At 58.5% G+C, this 21,385-nt stretch carries 17 protein-coding genes and 1 riboswitch; of the genes, 9 read left to right on the top strand and 8 right to left on the bottom strand.

Going from position 1 to position 21,385, the window contains the following annotated elements:
• Position 1: 1 nt before the first annotated feature.
• From CFBP6623_RS12275 to thiC, 5 genes are all read right to left on the bottom strand, one after another.
• Positions 2 to 1,006, bottom strand: coding sequence for a P1 family peptidase (locus tag CFBP6623_RS12275; protein ID WP_046799478.1), 1,005 nt, complete (start codon positions 1,004 to 1,006; stop codon positions 2 to 4).
• Positions 1,007 to 1,094: 88 nt separating this feature from the next.
• Entirely contained in the window at positions 1,095 to 1,868 is a 774-nt protein-coding gene (locus CFBP6623_RS12280) for a thiazole synthase (RefSeq protein WP_046799479.1), read from the bottom strand.
• Between the two features lie 4 nt (positions 1,869 to 1,872).
• Entirely contained in the window at positions 1,873 to 2,070 is a 198-nt protein-coding gene (gene thiS / locus CFBP6623_RS12285; RefSeq protein WP_046799480.1) for a sulfur carrier protein ThiS, read from the bottom strand.
• On the bottom strand, positions 2,039 to 3,043 hold the full coding sequence (thiO, locus tag CFBP6623_RS12290; RefSeq protein WP_046799481.1) for a glycine oxidase ThiO: 1,005 nt from the start codon (positions 3,041 to 3,043) through the stop codon (positions 2,039 to 2,041). Before thiO ends, thiS begins: the two co-directional genes overlap by 32 nt.
• A 1-nt stretch (position 3,044) precedes the next feature.
• Positions 3,045 to 4,868, bottom strand: coding sequence for a phosphomethylpyrimidine synthase ThiC (gene thiC / locus CFBP6623_RS12295; protein WP_046799748.1), 1,824 nt, complete (start codon positions 4,866 to 4,868; stop codon positions 3,045 to 3,047).
• Positions 4,869 to 4,962: 94 nt separating this feature from the next.
• Positions 4,963 to 5,074: riboswitch (TPP riboswitch) on the bottom strand.
• Between the two features lie 182 nt (positions 5,075 to 5,256).
• Between thiC and CFBP6623_RS12300 the strand changes: the two genes are divergently transcribed.
• From CFBP6623_RS12300 to CFBP6623_RS12320, 5 genes are read left to right on the top strand one after another with little or no spacing between them, the layout of a single operon-like run.
• Positions 5,257 to 5,508: an acyl carrier protein gene (locus CFBP6623_RS12300; protein WP_003504852.1), complete on the top strand. Its 252-nt coding sequence runs from the start codon at positions 5,257 to 5,259 to the stop codon at positions 5,506 to 5,508.
• The gene (locus tag CFBP6623_RS12305; protein ID WP_080841845.1) at positions 5,508 to 6,689 is read left to right on the top strand and encodes an acyl-CoA dehydrogenase family protein; all 1,182 of its coding nucleotides are present in this window, start codon (positions 5,508 to 5,510) and stop codon (positions 6,687 to 6,689) included. The genes CFBP6623_RS12300 and CFBP6623_RS12305 overlap by 1 nt, the downstream gene beginning before the upstream one ends.
• A 4-nt stretch (positions 6,690 to 6,693) precedes the next feature.
• Complete coding sequence (locus CFBP6623_RS12310; protein ID WP_046799483.1) at positions 6,694 to 7,602, top strand: amino acid--[acyl-carrier-protein] ligase; 909 nt, start codon at positions 6,694 to 6,696, stop codon at positions 7,600 to 7,602.
• 6 nt (positions 7,603 to 7,608) lie between these two features.
• The gene (locus CFBP6623_RS12315) at positions 7,609 to 8,592 is read left to right on the top strand and encodes a DUF1839 family protein (protein ID WP_052818788.1); all 984 of its coding nucleotides are present in this window, start codon (positions 7,609 to 7,611) and stop codon (positions 8,590 to 8,592) included.
• Positions 8,589 to 11,045, top strand: a complete 2,457-nt coding sequence (locus tag CFBP6623_RS12320; protein WP_046799485.1) for a glycoside hydrolase family 2 protein — start codon at positions 8,589 to 8,591, stop codon at positions 11,043 to 11,045. The genes CFBP6623_RS12315 and CFBP6623_RS12320 overlap by 4 nt, the downstream gene beginning before the upstream one ends.
• Here the strand turns inward: CFBP6623_RS12320 and CFBP6623_RS12325 are convergent.
• Positions 11,013 to 12,833, bottom strand: a complete 1,821-nt coding sequence (locus CFBP6623_RS12325; RefSeq protein WP_167379133.1) for a serine aminopeptidase domain-containing protein — start codon at positions 12,831 to 12,833, stop codon at positions 11,013 to 11,015. The two genes, CFBP6623_RS12320 and CFBP6623_RS12325, sit on opposite strands and share 33 nt — an antisense overlap.
• Before the next feature lie 346 nt (positions 12,834 to 13,179).
• Here CFBP6623_RS12325 and CFBP6623_RS12330 point away from each other — a divergent pair, with 346 nt between their 5' ends.
• From CFBP6623_RS12330 to CFBP6623_RS12345, 4 genes are all read left to right on the top strand, one after another.
• On the top strand, positions 13,180 to 15,897 hold the full coding sequence (locus CFBP6623_RS12330; RefSeq protein WP_046799487.1) for an ABC transporter ATP-binding protein: 2,718 nt from the start codon (positions 13,180 to 13,182) through the stop codon (positions 15,895 to 15,897).
• A gap of 43 nt (positions 15,898 to 15,940) precedes the next feature.
• Complete coding sequence (locus tag CFBP6623_RS12335; protein WP_046799488.1) at positions 15,941 to 16,396, top strand: cyclic nucleotide-binding domain-containing protein; 456 nt, start codon at positions 15,941 to 15,943, stop codon at positions 16,394 to 16,396.
• A 348-nt stretch (positions 16,397 to 16,744) separates the two neighbouring features.
• Positions 16,745 to 17,446, top strand: coding sequence for an MBL fold metallo-hydrolase (locus CFBP6623_RS12340; RefSeq protein WP_046799489.1), 702 nt, complete (start codon positions 16,745 to 16,747; stop codon positions 17,444 to 17,446).
• Between the two features lie 325 nt (positions 17,447 to 17,771).
• Entirely contained in the window at positions 17,772 to 19,466 is a 1,695-nt protein-coding gene (locus CFBP6623_RS12345; protein WP_046799490.1) for an adenylate/guanylate cyclase domain-containing protein, read from the top strand.
• Between the two features lie 37 nt (positions 19,467 to 19,503).
• Here CFBP6623_RS12345 and CFBP6623_RS12350 read toward each other — a convergent pair whose 3' ends face one another.
• Together CFBP6623_RS12350 and CFBP6623_RS12355 are read right to left on the bottom strand one after the other, a co-directional pair.
• The gene (locus CFBP6623_RS12350; protein WP_046799491.1) at positions 19,504 to 19,986 is read right to left on the bottom strand and encodes a class I SAM-dependent methyltransferase; all 483 of its coding nucleotides are present in this window, start codon (positions 19,984 to 19,986) and stop codon (positions 19,504 to 19,506) included.
• Positions 19,987 to 19,998: 12 nt separating this feature from the next.
• A complete protein-coding gene (locus CFBP6623_RS12355; protein WP_046799492.1) occupies positions 19,999 to 21,339 on the bottom strand; it encodes a nucleotide sugar dehydrogenase in 1,341 nt (446 codons plus the stop codon).
• Positions 21,340 to 21,385 lie beyond the last annotated feature (46 nt).

Here is a 21,385-nt window from a genome sequence, read left to right on the forward strand (position 1 = left end):
CTCAGCGGTCCTGCCCATGAAGATCGCGATAGGCCTTTTGAGCGCCCGCAACCGGCAGCGCCATCGCCTCATAGACGCCGCGCGCCACCGCTCGCGCCATCACGATCGTGGCGAGATAGCAGAGCTCGGCGAAATGAACGCCGCCTTCAAGCGGCCTGTCGCCGGTCGCAGCCGCGAACATGGTGTCGCCATCGCTCGGCAAATGGGCAGGGAGAACCGCACGCGCCAGCCCGTCATGCGCCATGATGGACAGGCGGTGCGCCTGCGCTTTTGTAAGCGTCGCATCGGTCAGCACCGCGCCGATGGTTGTCGCCGTGAGATTGATCCCCTTGAGCCGCAGTGCGGTATGGTCCGGTTGGAAACGCTCCGGAAAACCGCAATCGCCGAATTCACCCTGCATTTCAAAAGGCGCGGACCAGAAATGGCGGCTTGCGCCAACAGTCGCGGAACCAAGCGCATTGACCGCGACGATGGCCGCCACCTTATAGCCGCCGGAACTGATGGCACTGGCCGAACCCAGACCACCCTTGAAGGTGGCGGTCGTCGCACCCGTTCCTGCGCCCACCGTTCCGAGTTCGAAAGCCTCGCGGCCTGCCGCCTTGAAGGCTGCATATCCCATCTCGCGATAGGGTGAATGCAGGCCCCAGCCCTTGTCGCCACCATTCAGCAGATCCATCAGGATCGCCTGGGGCACGATGGGCACGCGGGTGGAACCCACCTGCAACCCACGACCAATCTCACGCAACCCGGCCTGAACCCCGCCCGCCGCATCCAGCCCGAAGGCCGAACCGCCGGAAAGCACCAGGGCATCCACAGTTTCAACCGTCATCGCCGGGTCGAGCAGGCCGGTATCGCGCCCGCCGGGCGCACCGCCGAGAACCGAGCCGGAGGCGATGGCGGGCTTTTCGAAAACAATCGCCGTGACGCCGGAGCCGAGGGAAAGATCGGTGACATTGCCGACCGAAACACCGTCGATATCCGTGAGAAGATTGTTGCGTGTCGCCATGCCGTTCCCCTTTTCTCCCGGTATCCCGCCGCCGCAGGACACTGTCAACGCAAAAGGTGACGTGCCCGACCTTGGCGGAAAACCGCGATCAGGAGAAAACCGCCGTCCCGATAACCGGCGTCGAGGGAACAGCCATGTCCCTCGGCTCCAACAGCCCGGAAAGAAATGCCTGACGGCCAGCCTCGATTGCACGGGCAAAAGCCTCCGCCATGCCGACCGGGTTACCCGCCCCGGCAACCGCCGTGTTGAGGAGGACGGCATCGTAACCAAGTTCCATCACCGTCACCGCATGTGACGGCCGGCCAATACCGGCATCGACGATCAGCGGCACATCGGGAAACCGCGCCCGCATCGATTTCAGCGCCGTCAGATTGAGCGGTCCCGTGGCGCTGCCGATCGGCGCGCACCATGGCATCAGCACCCTGCAGCCGGCCTCCAGCAGCTTTTCGCCCACGACAAGATCATCAGTCGTATAGGGAAAGACCTCGAAACCCTCGCCGCAGAGGATTTTCGCCGCTTCCACCAGTGCAAAGACATCGGGCTGCAAGGTCTCGTGATGACCGATGACTTCGAGCTTGATCCAGTTGGTGCGAAACACCTCACGGGCCATCTTCGCCGTCAGCACCGCTTCCTTCACGGTGTGGCAACCGGCGGTATTGGGCAGGATGTGACGGTCCAGCTCGCGGATGAGTTCGAAGAACTGACCGCCTTTCTTGCCCCCCGCCATTTCCCGGCGCAGCGAAATCGTCAGAATATCCGTATTGCTGACCCGCACCGCATCGGCAAGCACAGCGGGAGACGGATAACGCGCCGTGCCAAGGAGAAGGCGGGACGCGACCTCACGGCCATAAAGCGTCAGCATGGCCTCAACCTCCCTGCATTGGCGAAAGGATTTCGACACAGTCGAACGCCTTCAGTTGATAATCGGCGCGCTCTTCCGAATGCACCAGCTCGCCATTCACTGCCGTCGCCAGCCACTCGCCTTCATATTCAAGGTTGGCGAGCAACCCGGCCAGCGTCTCGGCGGCAAGATCAAGCTCGTCGCCATTCACCAGAAGTTTCATGGTCCTTTTCCTTTTGAATAAGAGTTTGGCAGACGATCTCAACCGCCTTGCGCGCCATCGCCGGCGAGAGCAGAAAGCCGTGCCGGTACGCGCCATTGATGAAGATGGTCCCGCCGTCTTGCGTGACATCAGGCAGATTGTCGGGATAGGCCGGGCGCACGCCCGTGCCGGTCTCGATGATTTGCGCTTCCGCAAAGGCCGGATGCACGGCATAGGCGGAATTCAGGAATTCCATCATCGAACGGGCGGAAATCGCCCCGGTATCCTCCGTCTCGATCATCGTCGCGCCCACCATGAAGCGGCCAGGCTCGCGCGGCACGATGTAAAGCGGTATGCGCGGATGCAGCAGTCGGACGGGACGGGAGAAAGAAATGTCACGGGTGGCGAGATAAAGCATCTCTCCCCGCACGCCGCGAAGGTTGCAAATCTCCCCCACCGCCGCAGATCCGGTGCAATCCACCACCCGGTCGAACCGCTGTTCATCCAAAGGAACACCCATATGGAACTGCACACCCATCGCGCAAAGCCGCTCATGCAGCGATTTCAGAGCAAGGCGCGGATCGAGATGCCCCTCGCCCGGGAAATAAAGTCCGGACCGGAACCGGCCGGCAAGATCGGGCTCCAGATCGGCGATTTCGCCTTCATCCACCCAGCAATAGCCGCTGGTCCGCGATGCAAAGCGCGATAGCTCCGCCCTGTCACGGACGGGTGCGACGACCAGCGTGCCGTTGCGGACCACCAGGCCGGGGGTCGCCTCGCCCCACCAGTCGAGCGCCGCCTGACCAAGCGTCAGAACCAACTCTTCAGCACTTTCACGCTCGCACCAGGGCGCCAGCATGCCGCCCGCGTAGAACGACGCCCCGCGAGAAGGCTCGGCATTGCGCTCCGACACCTCGACAGTAACGCCGCTCCGCGCCAGTTCGAAGGCCGCCGTCAGTCCGGCGACCCCCGTTCCCTTGACAAGGACGCGCATTTTATTCGGCATTTGCTGGCGTCGGAAGCGGCATATAAAGCTCGCCGCCTTCCTTGAAGCGGGCGGCCATCGCTTCCAGCCCCTCTTTCTGCGCCTCGGCGCGGATATCGTGGGAAATCCGCATCGAGCAGAATTTCGGTCCGCACATGGAGCAGAAATGCGCAACCTTGTGCGCCTCCTTCGGCAGGGTCTCGTCATGGAAGGACCGCGCCGTATCCGGGTCCAGCGACAGGTTGAACTGGTCTTCCCAGCGGAATTCGAACCTTGCGCGTGACAGCGCATCATCCCGCACCTGCGCAGCCGGATGACCCTTGGCGAGATCGGCGGCGTGGGCGGCGATCTTGTAGGTGATGACACCGACCTTCACATCGTTACGATCCGGCAGGCCGAGGTGTTCCTTCGGCGTAACGTAGCAAAGCATCGCCGTGCCAAACCAGCCGATCATCGCCGCACCGATACCGGAGGTGATATGGTCGTAACCGGGCGCGATATCGGTGGTGAGCGGTCCAAGCGTATAGAAGGGCGCCTCGCCGCAGGTCTTCAGCTGCTTGTCCATATTCTCCTTGATCTTGTGCATCGGCACATGACCAGGGCCTTCGATCATCACCTGGCAATCTTTCGTCCAGGCGATCTGTGTCAGCTCGCCGAGCGTCTCCAGCTCCGCGAACTGTGCGGCGTCGTTGGCATCGGCAATCGAGCCGGGACGCAGGCCATCGCCCAGCGAGAAGGAGACATCGTAAGCCCGGCAGATATCGCAAATCTCGTCGAAATGCTCATAAAGGAAGCTTTCGCGATGATGATGCAGACACCACTTGGCCATGATCGAGCCACCACGCGAGACGATGCCGGTGACGCGGTTGACGGTGAGCGGAATGTAATGCAGCCGCACGCCGGCATGGATGGTAAAATAATCCACGCCCTGCTCCGCCTGTTCGATCAGGGTGTCGCGAAACACCTCCCAATTCAGATCCTCGGCAATGCCGTTGACCTTCTCCAGCGCCTGATAAAGCGGCACTGTGCCGATCGGCACCGGCGAATTGCGGATGATCCATTCGCGGATATTGTGGATGTTGCGCCCGGTGGAAAGGTCCATGACGGTATCCGCACCCCAGCGGATCGCCCAGACCATCTTCTCCACCTCTTCCGCCATGGAGGAGGTGACGGCGGAATTGCCGATATTGGCGTTGATCTTCACCAGAAAATTGCGGCCGATGATCATCGGCTCAAGTTCCGAATGATTGATATTGGCGGGGATGATGGCGCGGCCTGATGCCACTTCCTGCCGAACGAATTCCGCCGTCACGTAGTCAGGTATATGCGCACCAAAGCTTTCGCCATCGCGGACCAACTTCTCCTTTGCCGCCTCGCGCCCGAGATTTTCGCGGATGGCGATGAATTCCATTTCCGGCGTAATGATGCCGGCCCGCGCATAAGCAAGCTGTGTCACCGCCTTGCCGGCCGTCGCCCTGAGTGGCTGGTGGCGCACGGAAAATTCGGGCGTCAGGCGCTCGCCGGTGGCAAAGCCGTTATCCTCCGGCTTGACGTGCCGCCCTTCATAAGTCTCGACATCGCCGCGCGCCATGACCCAGTCGTGGCGCAGTCGCGGCAGACCCTTTTCAATCAGAACGGGATGTGTGGGATCGGTATAGGGGCCGGAGGAATCGTAAACCGTCACCGGCGGTTCGCCGGCTGTCGGATGAACCGCGATCTCGCGCATCGGCACGCGGATGTGCGGATGCAGGATCCCTGGCTTGTGGATTTTCGTGGAAGCAGCATGCGGTCCGGTGGTGACCGAAAGCGGAAGATTCTTGGCAGCGATATTCATCTTGAGGCTCCAAAGTTTGACAGTGGAGACCCAGTTCGAGCCGGAATGATGGAAAATACCGCAGCGCCGACAGCGCATTGCACACGCCAGCCGACCGTCGGTCTTTGCACCGTCCCTACGCCAGTATGAACTGGATCAGGTTCAACGGGTCACTGCGCATGAAAGCAGAATCTCAGCCCCTTGACGGGACACCCCTGGTGAATGGCCACAGGAAAAAACACCGGTCGCCTTTTGTCAAGGCCGCCGATCAACGCTTGGCAAAGGTGCGGGAATGGCGCATGCTGCCGTTAGTTGTAATTAACCTAACGGTTTAGGTGAATATTATCGTTTGGGACATAACGATAAGCACAAACCTTCCTAATGTTAATTTCATTGGAGATACGTCGGAATGAATGCGACTATTCGTGAAATACTGGCAAAATTCGGCCAGCTTCCCACCCCCGTCGATACGATTGCAGATGAAGCAGATCTTTATGCGGCAGGCCTTTCTTCCTTTGCATCGGTGCAATTGATGCTGGGTATCGAGGAAGCATTCGATATCGAGTTTCCCGACAATCTGCTGAACCGCAAGTCCTTCGCCAGCATCAAGGCCATTGAAGACACCGTTAAGCTCATTCTGGATGGTAAAGAGGCTGCCTGATGAACGTGACCGTAGCGCCGCAGGATGAAACGCTGTCCGCGCGCGCGGGCCGTGTCGCGACCATTGCCGCCAAACATGCAGACGAAGTGGATGTCACCGGCCGCTTCCCGCAGGAAGCTGTCGATGCATTGCGGCAGGAACGCCTGCTGGGCATCCAGGTCCCCGCCTCCCTCGGCGGCGAAGGCGCATCCCTGCAGCAAATCGCCGATATCTGCGCCCGGCTCGGCCAGGCCTGTTCGGCAACCGCAATGATTTTCGCCATGCATCATATCAAGCTGTCCAGCCTGGTGGAACACGGCGAGGCAAGCGCGTGGCATGCGGAGTTCATGCAACGCATCGCCAGCGAACAGCTTCTGCTCGGCTCGGCCACCACCGAAGGCGGCATTGGCGGCAATCTGCGCAACTCCATCTGCGCGATCGAGGTCGAAGGCGACTTTTGCCGGCTGGAAAAGGATGCCACCGTCATTTCCTATGGCAGCAATGCCGATGCGATCCTCATCACCTCGCGCGCCCACAAGGATGCCGCGCCGGCCGATCAGGTGATGACCGTTTTCCTGAAAAACCAGTACACGCTCGAAAAGACCCATGTCTGGGATACACTCGGCATGCGCGGCACCTGTTCGGACGGCTTTCTGTTCCGAGGTGAAGCGCCGGCGGCGCAAATTTTCCCGAAGCCGTTCGCGGAAATCGCCGCGCAATCCATGCTTGCAAGCTCGCATCTCCTGTGGAGCGCCGTCTGGTATGGCATCGCCTCGGATGCTGTGCTGCGCGCCCAGTCTTTCGTCAGAGCGGCGGCACGCAAATCACCCGGCACCGCCCCTCCCGGCGCGATCCGGCTTGCCGAGGTTTCCACCAAGCTGCAGGTTGTGAAATCCAACATCATCGCCGGCATCAAGGCTTACGAGGACACCAAGAGCGATGCCGAAAAACTGATGTCCATGGCCTTTGCTGTTGCCATGAACAATGTGAAGATCTGCTCTTCGGAAACCATTCTCGAGATCATCGACCACGCCATGCTGGTCTGCGGCATCATGGGTTACAAGAACGGCACGCCCTATAGCATCGGCCGCCACCTGCGCGACGCGCACTCCGCGCGCCTGATGATTTCCAACGACCGTATTCTCGGCAATTCCGCCAATCTCCTGCTGGTTCACAAGCAGGACACCAGCCTCTTGGGATAAGACCATGGACATGCAAACATCGTTCCTCGATCGACTGTTCGAAGAAGGCCTGCTGATTGAAACGGGTGTGGACGGTCTTTATGGACGCAGCGGCCAGTTCGAGGACGTCATTGCCGCATTCGAGCGGCTGATTGACCGCACGGGCGCTGCCGATGGTGCCGAAGCGATCCGTTTTCCGCCTGGCATCAACCGCGCCTATTTCGAAAAAAGCGGCTACATGAAGAGCTTCCCGCAGCTGGCCGGCACGGTCCATTCCTTCTGCGGCTGCGAGCTTGACCATGTCAGCCTTCTCAAATGCATGGATGAGGGTGAAGACTGGACCAAGGACCAGAAAGCCACCGACATCGTGCTGACGCCGGCAGCCTGCTACCCCCTTTATCCGACGATCGCCAAGCGCGGCGCGCTACCTGCCGGCGGCGGTCTCTATGACATCCAGTCCTATTGCTTCCGCCATGAACCCTCCAAGGATCCGGCGCGCCAGCAGCTTTTCCGCATGCGCGAATATGTTTGCATGGGCACCGAGTCCGACGTCACCGAATTCCGCCAGACCTGGATGGATCGCGGCGTCGAAATGATGAAGGCGGTCGGGCTCGACGTCACCATCGATGTTGCCAACGATCCTTTCTTCGGCCGTGCCGGCAAGATGCTCGCCAACAACCAGCGCGATCAGAACCTGAAATTCGAACTGCTGATCCCGGTCACATCCACGACCAGCCCGACGGCCTGCATGAGTTTCAACTACCATCAGGATGCCTTCGGCCAGAAATGGGGTCTGAACCTCGCCAACGGCGATGTCGCCCATACCGCCTGTGTCGGTTTCGGCCTTGAGCGCATTGCGCTGGCGCTGTTTGCCCATCATGGTCTGGATGTGAAGAAATGGCCTGCAAAGGTCGTGGAAACCCTCTGGGGCTGATTATCCATGCGGCAGATTTTTCCCGGTCTCGACCCCAAAAACTATGTGCAGCACCCGCTCCATTCCTCAGAAAGAATGTGGCCGGAAACCAATTGCTACATTGATTTGTGGATCGAGGTGCTGGCCTCGAAAGGCTTAGCCCCGGAAGCCATGTTCGGCTTCACCCTCACGCAGGACTTTGAGGGTGACCAGTTCACCTTCTTCAAGGTGCCGCTGGAAGATCTCGAAGCGCTTTATGGCATTCGCGCCACCGAACTGGCGATCTTCGACCGGGTGGAAAACCACATTGAGGCGCAGCTGGAGCGCGGCCGCATCTGCCTGATCGAGATGGACAGTTTCTATATGCCCGACACCCATGGGGTGGGCTATCAGAAGGAACACGGCAAGACCACCGTCGCCATCAACAGGCTCGACCTGGCGAACCGGGAACTCGACTATTTCCACAATGCCGGCTTTTTCCATCTGTCGGGCGAGGATTTCGACGGATTGTTCCAGCACCATCTGGCCGAGACCGATCCGCCCTTCCTGCCCTACACCGAATTTGCGAAATTCGCAGACAGCGATCCGTCACCGGCCCATATTCGCAAGACAGCCGAGCGGTTGCTGAGATTTCATTTTTCGCGCCGGCCATCCGCCAATCCGGTCAGGGCTTTTTCAGCCGTGTTTCCGGCGCAGGTGGAAAAGGTTGCCGACAGGCCCTTCGGCTTTTTCCACAAATATGCCTTCAACACGCTGCGCCAGCTCGGCGCCAATTTCGAACTGGCGGCAAGCCACCTCGAATGGCTGGACAGGCAAGGTTTTTCCGAAGCAAGAGAGCATGCGCTGCGTATCTCGGAGGTCGCCAAGACTGTGCAATTCCAGCTTGCCCGCGCCGTCACCCGCCGTAAGTTCGATGCGCTGGCATCCGTGCTCGATCCGGCAGCGGACGCATGGGATGGTTTGATGGAAAGCCTTGCGGCGAAACTATCTGATGCCAGCGAGGCCGCGTGAGGACCTATTTTCCGGGCGAAAGCGAGGAATTGCTGAGTGAAGGCTGGACGCTGACACTGACGCCCGCCAATGCCTGCGAAACCCCGTCCGACATTCCGGCAGCGCTTGAAAGCCTGCACGTCTCCGTGCCCGGCACGGTGGCACAGGCCCTGGAGGAGGCCGGGAAATTCGATCGGTTTGCCCCTGTCGCGCTCAACGACAAGGATGCATGGTATCGGCTGACAATGATTTCCGATGCGCGGGAACGGGCCACGCTGCGCTTCGACGGCCTTTCCACCATTGCCGAAATCTTCTTCAACGGTGAGCTGATCGCCGCCAGCCAAAGCATGTTCGAAAGGCTGGAAGTGCCAGTCGCGCTCACTGGCGCGGACGAACTTTCGATCTGCTTCCGAGCACTTGCACCACGGCTCGAAAAGACCGGTCCGCGCGCCCGCTGGCGTCCGCAGATGATGAATACGCAAGGGTTGCGGCTGATCCGCACCACCGCACTCGGCTATATGCCCGGCTGGTGCCCGGAAATCCATGCCGCAGGCCCATGGCGGCCCATCAGCCTCATCAGACAGGAAAGCGTGCTTTGCACCCTGCGATCTTCACTTGACGATACCGGCAGGGGGAAGGTCAGCATCGTTCTCGAAGCGAACCGCGATATCCAGTCCGCACGGGTGATCTGCGCTGGTTACAGCATCAATCTTTCGAAGGGCGAAGACGGCAAACTCCTCGGCGAACTGCTTATACCCGGGGTCGAAATCTGGTGGCCGCACACCCATGGCAGGCCCGCACTGCACGACATCATTCTGGAGCTGGATGGCAAGCAACACAGGCTTGGGCGCACCGGTTTCCGCCAGGTGGAGATCGATCACGGCGAGGACGGCAACGGTTTCGGGCTCAAGGTGAACGGGGAACCCGTCTTCTGCCGCGGCGCGGTCTGGACGACGGCCGACATCGTGCGCCTGCCGGGAACACGACCGAATTACGAGCCATGGCTCAAAAAAGCAGCCGAAGCCGGCATGAACATGATCCGTATCGGCGGCACCATGGCCTATGAGACGCCGGAATTCTTCGCGCTTTGCGATGAACTCGGCATCATGGTCTGGCAGGACGCCATGCTTGCCAACTTCGACTACCCGGCAAAGGATGACGGCCTGCGCCAGCATATCGTTACGGAAATCTCGCAATTCCTCGAGGCGACAGCACTTTCTCCATCACTCACCGTTTTCTGCGGCGGCAGCGAGATGTACCAGCAGGGCGCCATGCTCGGCCTGCCGGAACAGATATGGAAGGCGACGCTCACCGAGGAGATTATTCCGGATGTGATGGCTGAGAAACGGCCGGATGCGGCCTATGTCACCAATTCCCCCTCCGGCGGCGCGCTGCCATTTTTCCCCAATGCCGGGGTTGGTCACTATTATGGTGTGGGCGCCTATTGCCGTCCGCTGGAAGATGCCCGCCGCGCCGATGTGCGCTTTGCCGCCGAGTGCCTGGCCTTTTCCAATATTCCCGAACAGGAAACGCTGGACAGATATCTTCCCGGCGTGGCCGTGCATGATCCACGCTGGAAAGCCCGCACGCCGCGCGATCGCGGCGCGTCCTGGGATTTCGAAGATGTTCGCGATCATTATCTGAAGCTGCTTTACGACGTTGAGCCGGACGTTCTTCGGCGCGAGGACGGCGGGCTTTATCTCGACATGTCACGCGCAGCAACTGCCGAGGTCATGGAAACGACCTTCGCCGAATGGCGGCGCAGCGGTTCCTCTTGCCGGGGTGCGCTGGTCTGGACCCTGCAGGATCTCGTTCCCGGCGCTGGCTGGGGTATCATCGACGCCACCGGCCGGCCCAAATCCGTCTGGCACGCGCTGAAAAGAGCGTTCCGCCCCATCCAGCTCAGCCTTTCCGATGAAGGCACCAACGGGCTGGATATCCATCTCATCAACGAAACCGGCGACGGCTTTGAAGCCATGCTGGAGCTGACCTGCCTGCGCGACGGCATGCAGCCGGTCGTGCACACCAAACGCCCGCTGACGATTTCACCGCGGCAGAGCCATATAATTGCCGCAACAGATTTGTTCGGCGCTTTTTTCGATACCACCTATGCCTATCGTTTCGGCCCGCCATCCCATGATGTCACGGTCGCCCGGCTTCGTGATGTCGCAACCGGGCTCGTCATCGCCGACGCCTTCAATTTCCCGCTCGGCCGGAAAAAGGCGCTGCATGCCGCCAATCTGGATCTGGATCTCGGTGAAACCAACGGCAACTGGTCGCTCGAAATCGGTACAGATCGTCTCGCGCAATCCGTCCACGTATCGGCGGAAGGCTATGGTGCTTCGGAAAACTGGTTCCACCTCGCCCCCGGCGAGAGCAAGACAATCAATCTTATGCCGGAGGCCGGAACAATCGAAACGCCACCTTCCGGAGAGGTGGTATCACTGGGCTCCGGCCGACGCTTCTCCTTTTAGAGCCAGCCGCGTCACCGCATCGATAAAGATCATTTTCGCTTCCGGTGTCGAAAGATTGTGGTCGGCATCGGCAATAATTGTCAGCGATACGTTCTGATAGGCAGAAAGCCCGCGACCATCGGCATCGAAATAATAGCGGAAATGCTCAAGCCCGTCGTCATTGTCGCTGTAGAGCAGGCTGACAGCGGTGCCCTTTGCCTTGAGTGAATCGAAAGCTCCGTATACGGCGCGCCCTTCTTCACTGCCCCGGCGGAACAGCCTTGCCGTTTTTGTCGAGAGCTTCTTCATCGTCGCCTTGACGATGTTCAGCCCGGCACTGACAACATCCACATCGCCGCTGAAGAGACGTTTGAATGTCGCCCCCTGGCGAAAACGCTGGCTGTACTCCCCAAACGAGCGCGGCCGCTTGTGCAAGGCTTCATCCACCGAGCGGCCTTTCTGCCAGTGGAAGACGACCGGATTGACCGCAGCTACTGCGCTGATCCGAGCATCCGCAAGCGCGCCGTTAAAAGCGAGATAGGCGCCGCTGCACCGGCCAGCCGTGATGAAGGGACCTTTGCCGCGCCGCTCGAGAAAATCGAGGGCGGCAGAGACATCGTCATTCTGCGAGACATCGTAAAGAACCTGATCCGGAACGTTTTTGACCGGCGGGCTGTCGGCAATATTGGCCGCATCGAAGCGCAGCGAAGCGACGCCGGCACGCGCAAGTAAACGGGCGGTCTGCACGGAAAGCCTGCCCCAGCCCGCATGCCGGTCATAGGCGGCACCAAGCAGAAGGACCGAAGAAACCGGTTGCCGATGATCCGGCTCGCAAAAGATGCCGAAAAGCCGTCCGCCCTCGCCAAACTGCACCGGCTGTTCGAAAAAACCCTGGCCGCGCTGCGGAGCGTTGATGGTGAAATCTTCCGGGAGTGCCGCGGGGTTCCCGACATGGGTCTGTGACAAGACCCAATCCACCAGTCGGTTCACGACATCGCCGGATATTTTCGAAAGCGTCGGGCTGGAAACGAGATCGTCATAACCCGAAAACGCCGCCTCCTTCACCTCACCGCCAATCGCCGCAAGATGTCTGGCGAGATCGCTGTCGGTCACCCGACCGGCTCTCGAAAGCACAAGGACATTGGGGGCTGGAACAGTTTCGAGACTGGAGAGATTGATCTTCTTGATCGTATCCGCAATACCTGCCGGCATGGTCATTCCGGCAATCGCCCCGGGCTGTGCCGAACGTTGCCCCGGCGACAGACCAAGACCATCATCAATCATGGAAGACCACATCGCCAGTTCACGCAGATAGGCGCGACCGGAGACGACTGGCGCCAGAAGAGCCATGGAACCGATGGCGGAAGCGCCGGCAAGTGCCTGAACTGCAATCGCACAACCAAGACCCTGCGCGACGACGACAATCCCGGAGCAGCCGGAAAGACGCTTCATATACTCAAACGCCGCGCGCGTGTCGGAAAGCCAGTCCGCCGCCCGACCGACATCTTCCGGATCGAGCGCGTCGCCTGAGCCAAGATAGTCAAAACGCAGGCTGGCGACGCCGGAAGCGGCCAGCCGCTCGGCCAGAACGCGCTGGAACTTACGGCTGCATAGCTCTTCCATTCCCCACGGGCTGACGAAAAGAACCGCATGATCCCGTTGCACATCTTTGCGCGCCGGATGAAAAATACCGGCAAGCCCTTCAAAAGAAACAGGATGCGCGATCGTCCCATCCGCTGCAATGTCGAAAAGCTGCCGTGACTCAAGGGGAGATTCGCCGCCTGCACGCTCTGAAATATCTATCGCCATCGACCTTGCCACTATTGCGCCAGCGTCTGGCTCAACCACTACGGGATCACTATACCCAAGTGTCTTAACGCCTGTTCTACACTAAAAACAATAATATTAGAGAATTCTAAAAATACTGTCGCATTTATATCGATTGCGACACACGGGTTGCAAAAGCAATCTTTCAGTGTGGCGGGTAAGCCTCGGTGCGGATGCTATTTTGCTCGAAACCGCTTGAATATACTGATAAATAGCGAGTCACGTACCTATTTGCAGGAGGAGCTTGCGCCACCCGGCCACCGGATCGTCTAGACACCGCGCAAACCAACACCCCGGGGCTTGCCCCGACAGGTCATAGAAGTTTTATATGGAACAAAGCCTTACGCGTTATATCTGGTCGCACACGAGGCGGCAGCAGCTTTTCATTCTGCTGATCGTGGCCCTGTCCATGATCCCCTACTTCCTCGCCTTCGATCTGCCCAAGCAGATCGTCAACGGCCCCATTCAGGGAGACGGTTTCGAAGGGGCGAATGCAACGCAGCTTTTCATGCATCTCACGGTCGATATTCCCTATTGGGGCACCGTGACATTGTTCCCCGGGCTTGAACTCAACCGCATGTCGATGCTGATGGCGCTCAGCCTCACATTCCTTGCGCTTGTCGTCATCAACGGGCTTTTCAAATATTATATCAATACGTTCAAAGGCCGCCTTGGCGAACGGCTTCTCCGGCGTGTCCGCTTTGAACTGATCGACAGGATCCTGCGGTTCCCACCCAGCCATTTCAAGCGGGTCAAAGGCGCTGAGATATCCAGCATGGTGAAGGACGAGGTTGAGCCGCTGGGCGGTTTTACCGGCGACGCCTTCGTGCAGCCGGCGCTTCTCGGCGGTCAGGCTCTCTCCGCTCTCTTCTTCATCCTCGTGCAGAATTTCTGGCTGGGTCTGATCGCTGCCTTCATGGCCGCCATTCAGGTCGGCATCATCCCCAAGATGCGCCGTCGCCTCATTGAACTCGGTCGCCAGCGGCAGCTGAGCGCCCGCCAGCTTGCCGGACGTATTGGCGAAATGGTCGACGGCATCGGCACTATCCACGCTTATGATACGTCCAATTTCGAGCGCGCCGATGCCTCCCACCGGCTCGGCGACATCTTCAAGATCCGTTATGATCTCTATCAGTGGAAGTTTCTGGTCAAATTCATCAATAACTTCCTCGCGCAGCTGACGCCCTTCTTCTTTTATGCGCTTGGCGGTTATCTCACCCTCAAGGGCAGCCTTGATGTTGGCCAGCTCGTCGCCGTCATCAACGCCTATAAGGAATTGCCCGGACCGCTGAAGGAGCTGATCGATTGGGATCAGGCACGTCAGGATGTCCAGGTGAAATACGAGCAGGTCTTCGAACAGTTCAATGCCCCGAACATGATTGAAGAGAACGTGCAGAAACTGTCGCCGGGAACCGTCGCAGCCATCACCGCACCGATCGTCATCACCAATCTGACGCTGGAAGACGATAGTGGCAGCCGGCTTCTGGAGCAGGCATCGCTGAAGATCGAGCCGGGTGAAGTCATCGCCATCGTCGGCGGTGCGGGAGGCGAGGCGCTTGCGGATGCGATCGGCCGTACACTCTGGCCGGCCTCCGGCAAGATCAGCATCAACGATGTCGACATATTGGAATTGCCTGAATCACTGACGGGTCGGCGCATCTCCTATGTCTCGTCGGACAGCTATTTTTTCCACGCCAGCCTGATGGACAATCTGCTTTATGGCCTGAAACACGCCCCGCTCGCAGATAAGAACTACGAGGGTGCGGCTCTGGAACACCGCAAATGGGAAATTCGCGAAGCCAAGATGGCGGGCAATCCGCTGATCGACATAAACAGCGAATGGATCGACTACGCTTCCAGCCCGGCCGGTGACGGCAAACCGGAAAATCTCATTCGGGCAATCCTGGCCGTCCTAGACAGCGTGGAACTGTCGCAGGATATCCTCGAATTTGCACTGCGCTCGTCGATCGACCCTCTGACCGACCTGCATCTTGCCGCCCGCATCGTTGAACTGCGGCATGTCCTGCGCGCTGAACTGGAAAAGGAGAACCTCAGCGGCCTCATCGCGCCCTTCGAGCTTGAGAGCTACAACAGCGAAGCGACGGTCGGCGAAAACCTGCTGTTCGGCACCATGCGGGACTCTTCCCAGACGATCCGGGCCATCATTGAAAGCGATTATTTCCGCTCGCTGATGCGCGAGACCGGTCTTGTCAAAACCCTGTTTGAAATGGGTTACACGATTGCCGAAAACATCGTCGAAATCTTCGCCGACCTGCCGGGAGACCACCCATTCTTCCAGCAGCTGACATTCATGACGCCCGATGACATTCCGGTCTATCAGCAGATGTTGCAGCGCCTGCAGGGCCGCGGTTTCGATGATGCCAATGAGAGCGAAAAACGCGCGATGCTGCGGCTGAGCTTCTTTTACATCGAGCCCCGGCAGCGTTTCGGCCTGTTGTCGCCGGAAATCATGAACCGGATCGTCGAGGTCCGGCACATGTTCCATGAAAACCTGCCCGACAGCCTGAAAAACGTCATCGAAATATATGATCCGACGAAATATATGAGCGCCACCAGCCTGCTGGATAATATCCTCTTCGGCAAGGTCAGCCATCGTTATACCGATGCCTCGCGGCGCATCACCCGCATCGTCGCCGATGTCATGCGCAAGCAGGGCGTCTACGAGCGTGTTCTGGCAGTCGGCCTCGATTTCAACCTTGGTGCCGGTGGCAAGCGGCTTGGCCCGCTCCAGCGCCAGAAGCTCAATCTTGCCCGCGCGCTGATCCGCAAATCCGATTATTACGTCTTTAATCGCCCCCTTCCCGGCCTTGACCCCCGACAACAGGAGGAAATTGTCGAACGGGTCATCACACTCCTGAAACAGAACAACAATAACCCGTCAATCATATGGGTTCTGTCGAATGCAACGCTCTCGCGCATGTTCGGCCGGGTCATATTCGTCCATCAGGGACTAATCACCGCCGACGGAAGTTACGAGACTCTGGCGCAGGAAAACGGTACATTCAAGGACATGGTCGCAACATAAGTCCAAGAACGTGGCCGAGGTGGAACAAGAATAGGGTAAGGCAATGCTCTTCAAAGACGAAATTCAAATGCTGAAACGCGTCCCGTTTTTTTCGGAAATGGAACCGTCGAAGCTCAAACTACTCGCTTTTGCATCGGACCGGGTGTCCTATCATACGGGTGACGTGCTATTCCGGCAGGGGGATGTCGGCGATGCGGCCTATGTGGTTCTGACCGGCAAAGTGGATGTTCTGGTCGACTCCCCGTCAGGCACATTGAAGGTGGCGGAAATGACCGGCAACGCCATTGTCGGCGAAATCGCCATCCTCTGTGACAGCGTCAGAACCGCAACCGTGCGCGCCTCCACCAATGTCGAAGCCCTGCGGATCGGCAAGGAACAGTTCTTCAAGCTCATGTCCGATTTCCCTGACATCACCATAAAAGTCATGCGCGTTCTTGCCGAACGCCTCACCCAGACGACGACGGAACTCAGCAAGGCGCGCGCAAGCGCCAGAACATGAGCGGCAATTCCTTGCTACCCCAACGGGCGATATTAGAAAAATAAATGTCGCACCATTGCAATATAAATGAAATGCTGACTGAATAAGAGGTAAAGGCATCCGCCAAAAAAGGCGGATATAAAAATCTGTAGAGACAACGGGCTTCATGGGAGGAAAGCGTGCAAGATTCCGTTGTTATTGGGGTGTGTCATGGCGTTCGATTCCGACACAGCAAGTCGGGAAAGTAATAGAAATTTTCGGGTAAAGATCTGGGGCGCGCGGGGAACGCTTCCTGTTTCAGGTGAAAACTTCCGAAAATATGGCGGCAATACCATCTGCATTGAGGTACGATGCGGAGATCATGTTCTTTTGTTCGATGCAGGGTCCGGGCTTCATCCCGCCGGTCTTGCATTGCGGGCGGAAGGCATTACCGACGTTGATCTGTTCTTCTCGCACTGCCATTACGATCACATTGTCGGCTTCCCCTACTTCAAGCCATTTTACAACAGCTGCAACGACGTCGCTATTTGGTCTGGTCACCTGGCCGGCATTATGACAACGCGGGAAATGCTCAAGGATTTCATGAGCCCACCCTGGTTCCCCGTGCCGCTGGAGGTTTGCTGCGCAAGGATGGCGACGCGGGACTTCATGCCCGGCGACACGCTCAACCCGCGCCCCGGCCTTTCAATCAGAACCGGAATGCTCAATCATCCCGGTAATGCCATCGGATACAGGCTGGACTGGGAAGGAAAGTCCCTCGCCATCATCACTGATACCGAACATGAGCCGGGCAGCATCGACGAAACCGTGCTCGATCTGATCAGGGACGTCGATCTTTTCCTCTACGACGCCATGTTCACCGACGACGAAATGGGCCTTTATCGCGGTTATGGCCATTCGTCCTGGCAACAGGCGATCCGTCTCGCCAAGCTGGCCGACGCAAAAAATGTCGGCTTCATCCACCATGCCCCAAGCCGCAGCGACGAAGAGCTGGACAGTATCGAAAAACAGGCAAAAGCCGAGTTCGGCGGCGCATTCGCTGCCATGGACGGCCAGATAATCGAACTCTGATCGCGGTCACCGCAACCTCTTGGTCGCGGCGACGGTTTTGGGGTGCCTGGCAACGTCCCCAAGTCGCGATTGCGATCGTGCCTCCAGAAAATTTCCAGTAAAAATGCGCAGCGGTTTTATGTCCGGAAAATGCGTAAAAACAAAGAGCGAGAGCACACTGGGCGATTCCTTTTAAACAGGCCGTGCGCTGGCGACATTCGAACACGCACAATTGACCGTTACCAGCCTCTTGCTCCACGATATTGCCACGAGATTCCCTGCACTAAGAACGTCACGGCTTATTAAATGATGATTCTGCTCTGAGCGACCACATGATGGGATTTGCATGATCCGTTTCTTTTCGGAGACCAACTTGAGACAGGCCCGGATTTTATCCGGTCTCATCATATTTGCTTTTGTATTTTCCCATCTTTTCAATCACTCCCTTGCACTCATCTCGATCGACACCGCCGAACGGGCGCGCAAATGGTTCAGCCTGATCTGGCTCAACCCCATCAGCAGCCTGCTTTTTTATGGTTCGGTTCTGGTGCATGTCTGTCTTGTTCTGCGCTCGCTCTATCTGCGCAGAACATTGCGCATGCCGTTGCGCGAAGCGCTTCAGGTCATTTTCGGCCTGTCGATCCCGTTTCTGATCATCGGCCACGCCGTCAATATCCGCGTGTCGCACATGCTTTATGGCATTGATGTTGGCTACTACTCCGTCATCCGCAGGCTGTGGATCAACAATCCGATACAGGGCGCATGGCAAAGCCTCGCCTTGGTGGTGATCTGGGTCCACGGATGCATCGGCCTGTATTTCTGGCTGCGTTACCGCGACTGGTATCCGCGAATAGCCGGGTTATTCATGACGGTGGCGGTGCTGCTGCCGCTTCTGGCGCTGCTGGGCTTCAGCGATGCCGGTCGATGGCTGGCGGAGATCGACGAAAAATACGCGCTTCCTCCGGGACTCGTCGACAATACCATTCAAAAAGATGAATTACCGCTGCAACGGGAAATGGAGACGCAGATCCGGCTCATCACCGGGACGGTGGAAACATCGTTTATCGGCGCGGTAATGCTGGTTTTCGTCCTGCGCGGCGTGCGCAGCTGGCGGCAACGGTTGACGGCCATCGAAATCCGTTACGAACATGGCGCGCAGGCGCGTGTGCCGGCCGGGCTCAGCATTCTGGAGGCCAGCCGGCTTGCGGGCATACCACATTATTCCGTCTGCGGCGGCAAAGGGCGCTGCTCAACCTGTCGGGTCAAGATTCTGGACAGCAAAGGCCCGCTTCCGCCGCCCGGAGACATAGAGCAAACCACATTGCGGCGCATCCATGCCGATTCGGATGTGCGGCTCGGCTGTCAGCTGCGCCCCACAAGCGATCTTGGTATCGCGCTTCTCGTTTCGCCGCCTCAGCAGAGCGACCTGCCGGTCGATGCGCAGCTGGCCCGCCCCGGCCGGGAAGAGGAAATCGCCATCCTCTTTTGCGATCTGCGTAACTTCACCACGCTGTCCGAGGCGAAGCTGCCTTATGATGTCGTCTTCCTCCTCAACCGTTATTTCACCATAGTCGGCCAGGCCGTCGAGCACGCAGGCGGGCATCTCGACAAGTTCATCGGCGATGGCGCCATGGCCCTTTTTGGACTTGGAGAGGATGAGGAACACGCCTGCCGCAATGCCATGAAGGCGGCTGCCACCATATTGCGCGATATCGCAATCTTAAACGAGGGGTTGGAGAAACAATTCGCCGTCCGCCTGGAAGTCGTTGTCGGCATTCACGCCGGCCCGAGCATCGTCGGCGTCATGGGATACGGCGCCGCAAAAACCCTGACGGCTATCGGCGATACCGTCAATGTGGCAAGCCGGCTCGAATCCAAGGCCAAGGAATTCGGCGCAGCCATCGTTGTTTCCGAACCAGCGCTAACGCAGGCAGGGCAGGATACCGCCGACCTTCGCAGTGAGCAGATCACCATCCGCGGACGGAACTCGCAGATGAAAGTTTTCCTGCTTTCGAAGGAAGAGAGCGAACGTTATCTATAGGACAAGGCCGGGGCACTTGCTGTTTACCTGCGCGGGTTCAAATCTTGCGATAGAGAAAATAGCGGTCCGTCGGCACGCTTTTCGGCACCGGCAGCGGATTGAGCAGGGGATGATCCAGCGGCAGACCGCTAACGGCGATGCCGCCTTTCGCCAGCACGCCGGCGGCAAGATCCGGCAACCACGTCAGTGTAACCGCATCCTTTTCCGGATAGCCCGTGCCGATATCGGCATGAACCATCGCCGCATCCGCACCGATGAAGGCGGGCGCGGTCTCAGAAATTTCACCAATAACAAGATCCTCCGCCGCCGGAACGGAGGAGGCATGAGCACCCATGGCCCTGTCGAAGGCGATGATACGACGGCTGGGAAACAGTTCGCGCAGGTGATTGAAAGTGCGTCCGTTTCCCAGGCCAATTTCCATCAGCGCACCCTCTTCCGGCAGATCGAGATCGGCCGCGAGGTGGTTGAGAATATCCCGCTGCGCGGTCAACCGGCGAATAAAACTGTCCAGTCTGCTCATGGTCCGTCCGTATCAGGCTTTGATGATGTGTTTTGCGGCAATATCTCGCCGCGCAAAGACATTTCGCGTGTCGATGATCAGCGGCGCCCATTCGCCGAGTGCGGCATAATTAACATTGTCATGGTCGGTGGCCACGAGAACGGCGTCGAAAGCGCCGATCGTCTGCCTGTCCCATGACACTGATTTCATGCCCATCAGATGGCTGTATTCGCGGGTTTTCGGAATTTCCGCCACATGCGGATCATAATAGGCCGCTTCACCACCGCGCTCCTGGATAAGTTCGATGAGCTTCAGCGAGGGGCTTTCGCGAATATCGGGCACATTCTTTTTGTAGGCGAGGCCGACGACCAGAACCTTCGAACGGCTGAGCGCCTTGCCGGAGTGAATATCGAGCGCTTCAGCAACCCGCCCGACGACGTGGCGTGGCATGCCGGTGTTGATTTCCCCGGCAAGCTCGATGAACCGCGTCGGCAATTCATATTCGCGTGATTTCCAGGTGAGGTAGAACGGATCGATCGGTATGCAGTGGCCGCCGAGGCCCGGACCAGGATAAAACGGCATGAAACCGAAAGGCTTGGTTTTCGCCGCGTCGATCACTTCCCATATGTCGATGCCCATGGCCTCGTAGACGACCTTGAGTTCATTGACGAGCGCTATATTGACGGCACGGAAGACGTTTTCGGTGATTTTCACCGCCTCAGCCGTAGCGTTTGTCGAAACGGGCACGATCTTTTTGACAACCGAACCATAAAACGCGGCCATCATTTTTCCGGCCGCTTCGCCATCGCCGGCGACGACCTTCGGAATGGTCGAAGTCTCGAAATCGCGATTGCCGGGATCTTCCCGCTCGGGCGAAAAGCCGATGAAGAAATCAACGCCGGAAACAAGCCCGCTGCTCTCCAGAATGGTCTTCACCACCCCGTCGGTCGTGCCGGGATAGGTGGTCGATTCCAGTACCACGAGCTGCCCCTTGCGCAGATGCGCGGCAATATCCCGACAGGTCTTTTCGACATAGGAAAGGTCCGGCTCGCGATATTTCGTAAGCGGCGTCGGCACGCAGATGGCGATCACATCACATTCGGCCAGTCGGGTGAAATCTGCGGTCGCGACGAAACCGTCGTCCTGCCTGACACTTGCCAGCACCTCATCGGATACCGCCTCGATATAGCTGCGGCCCGCATCGATCGCGGTAATTTTACCGGGGTCGATATCGAAGCCGACGACCCTGAACCCGGCCTTGGCAACCGTCATGGCCAGCGGCAAGCCGACATAGCCGAGGCCGATCACACCCGCCTTGGCGGTTTTGTTTTCGATGCTGGAAAGCAGGTTCTGGGAAACGTCAGAAGAATTCAAAGCGTGTCACGCTCCGCGCATGTGCAAAAGATGCCTTTCAGTTGGG

The sequence above is a fragment of the Agrobacterium tumefaciens genome (assembly GCF_005221385.1).
GTDB lineage: Bacteria > Pseudomonadota > Alphaproteobacteria > Rhizobiales > Rhizobiaceae > Agrobacterium > Agrobacterium tomkonis.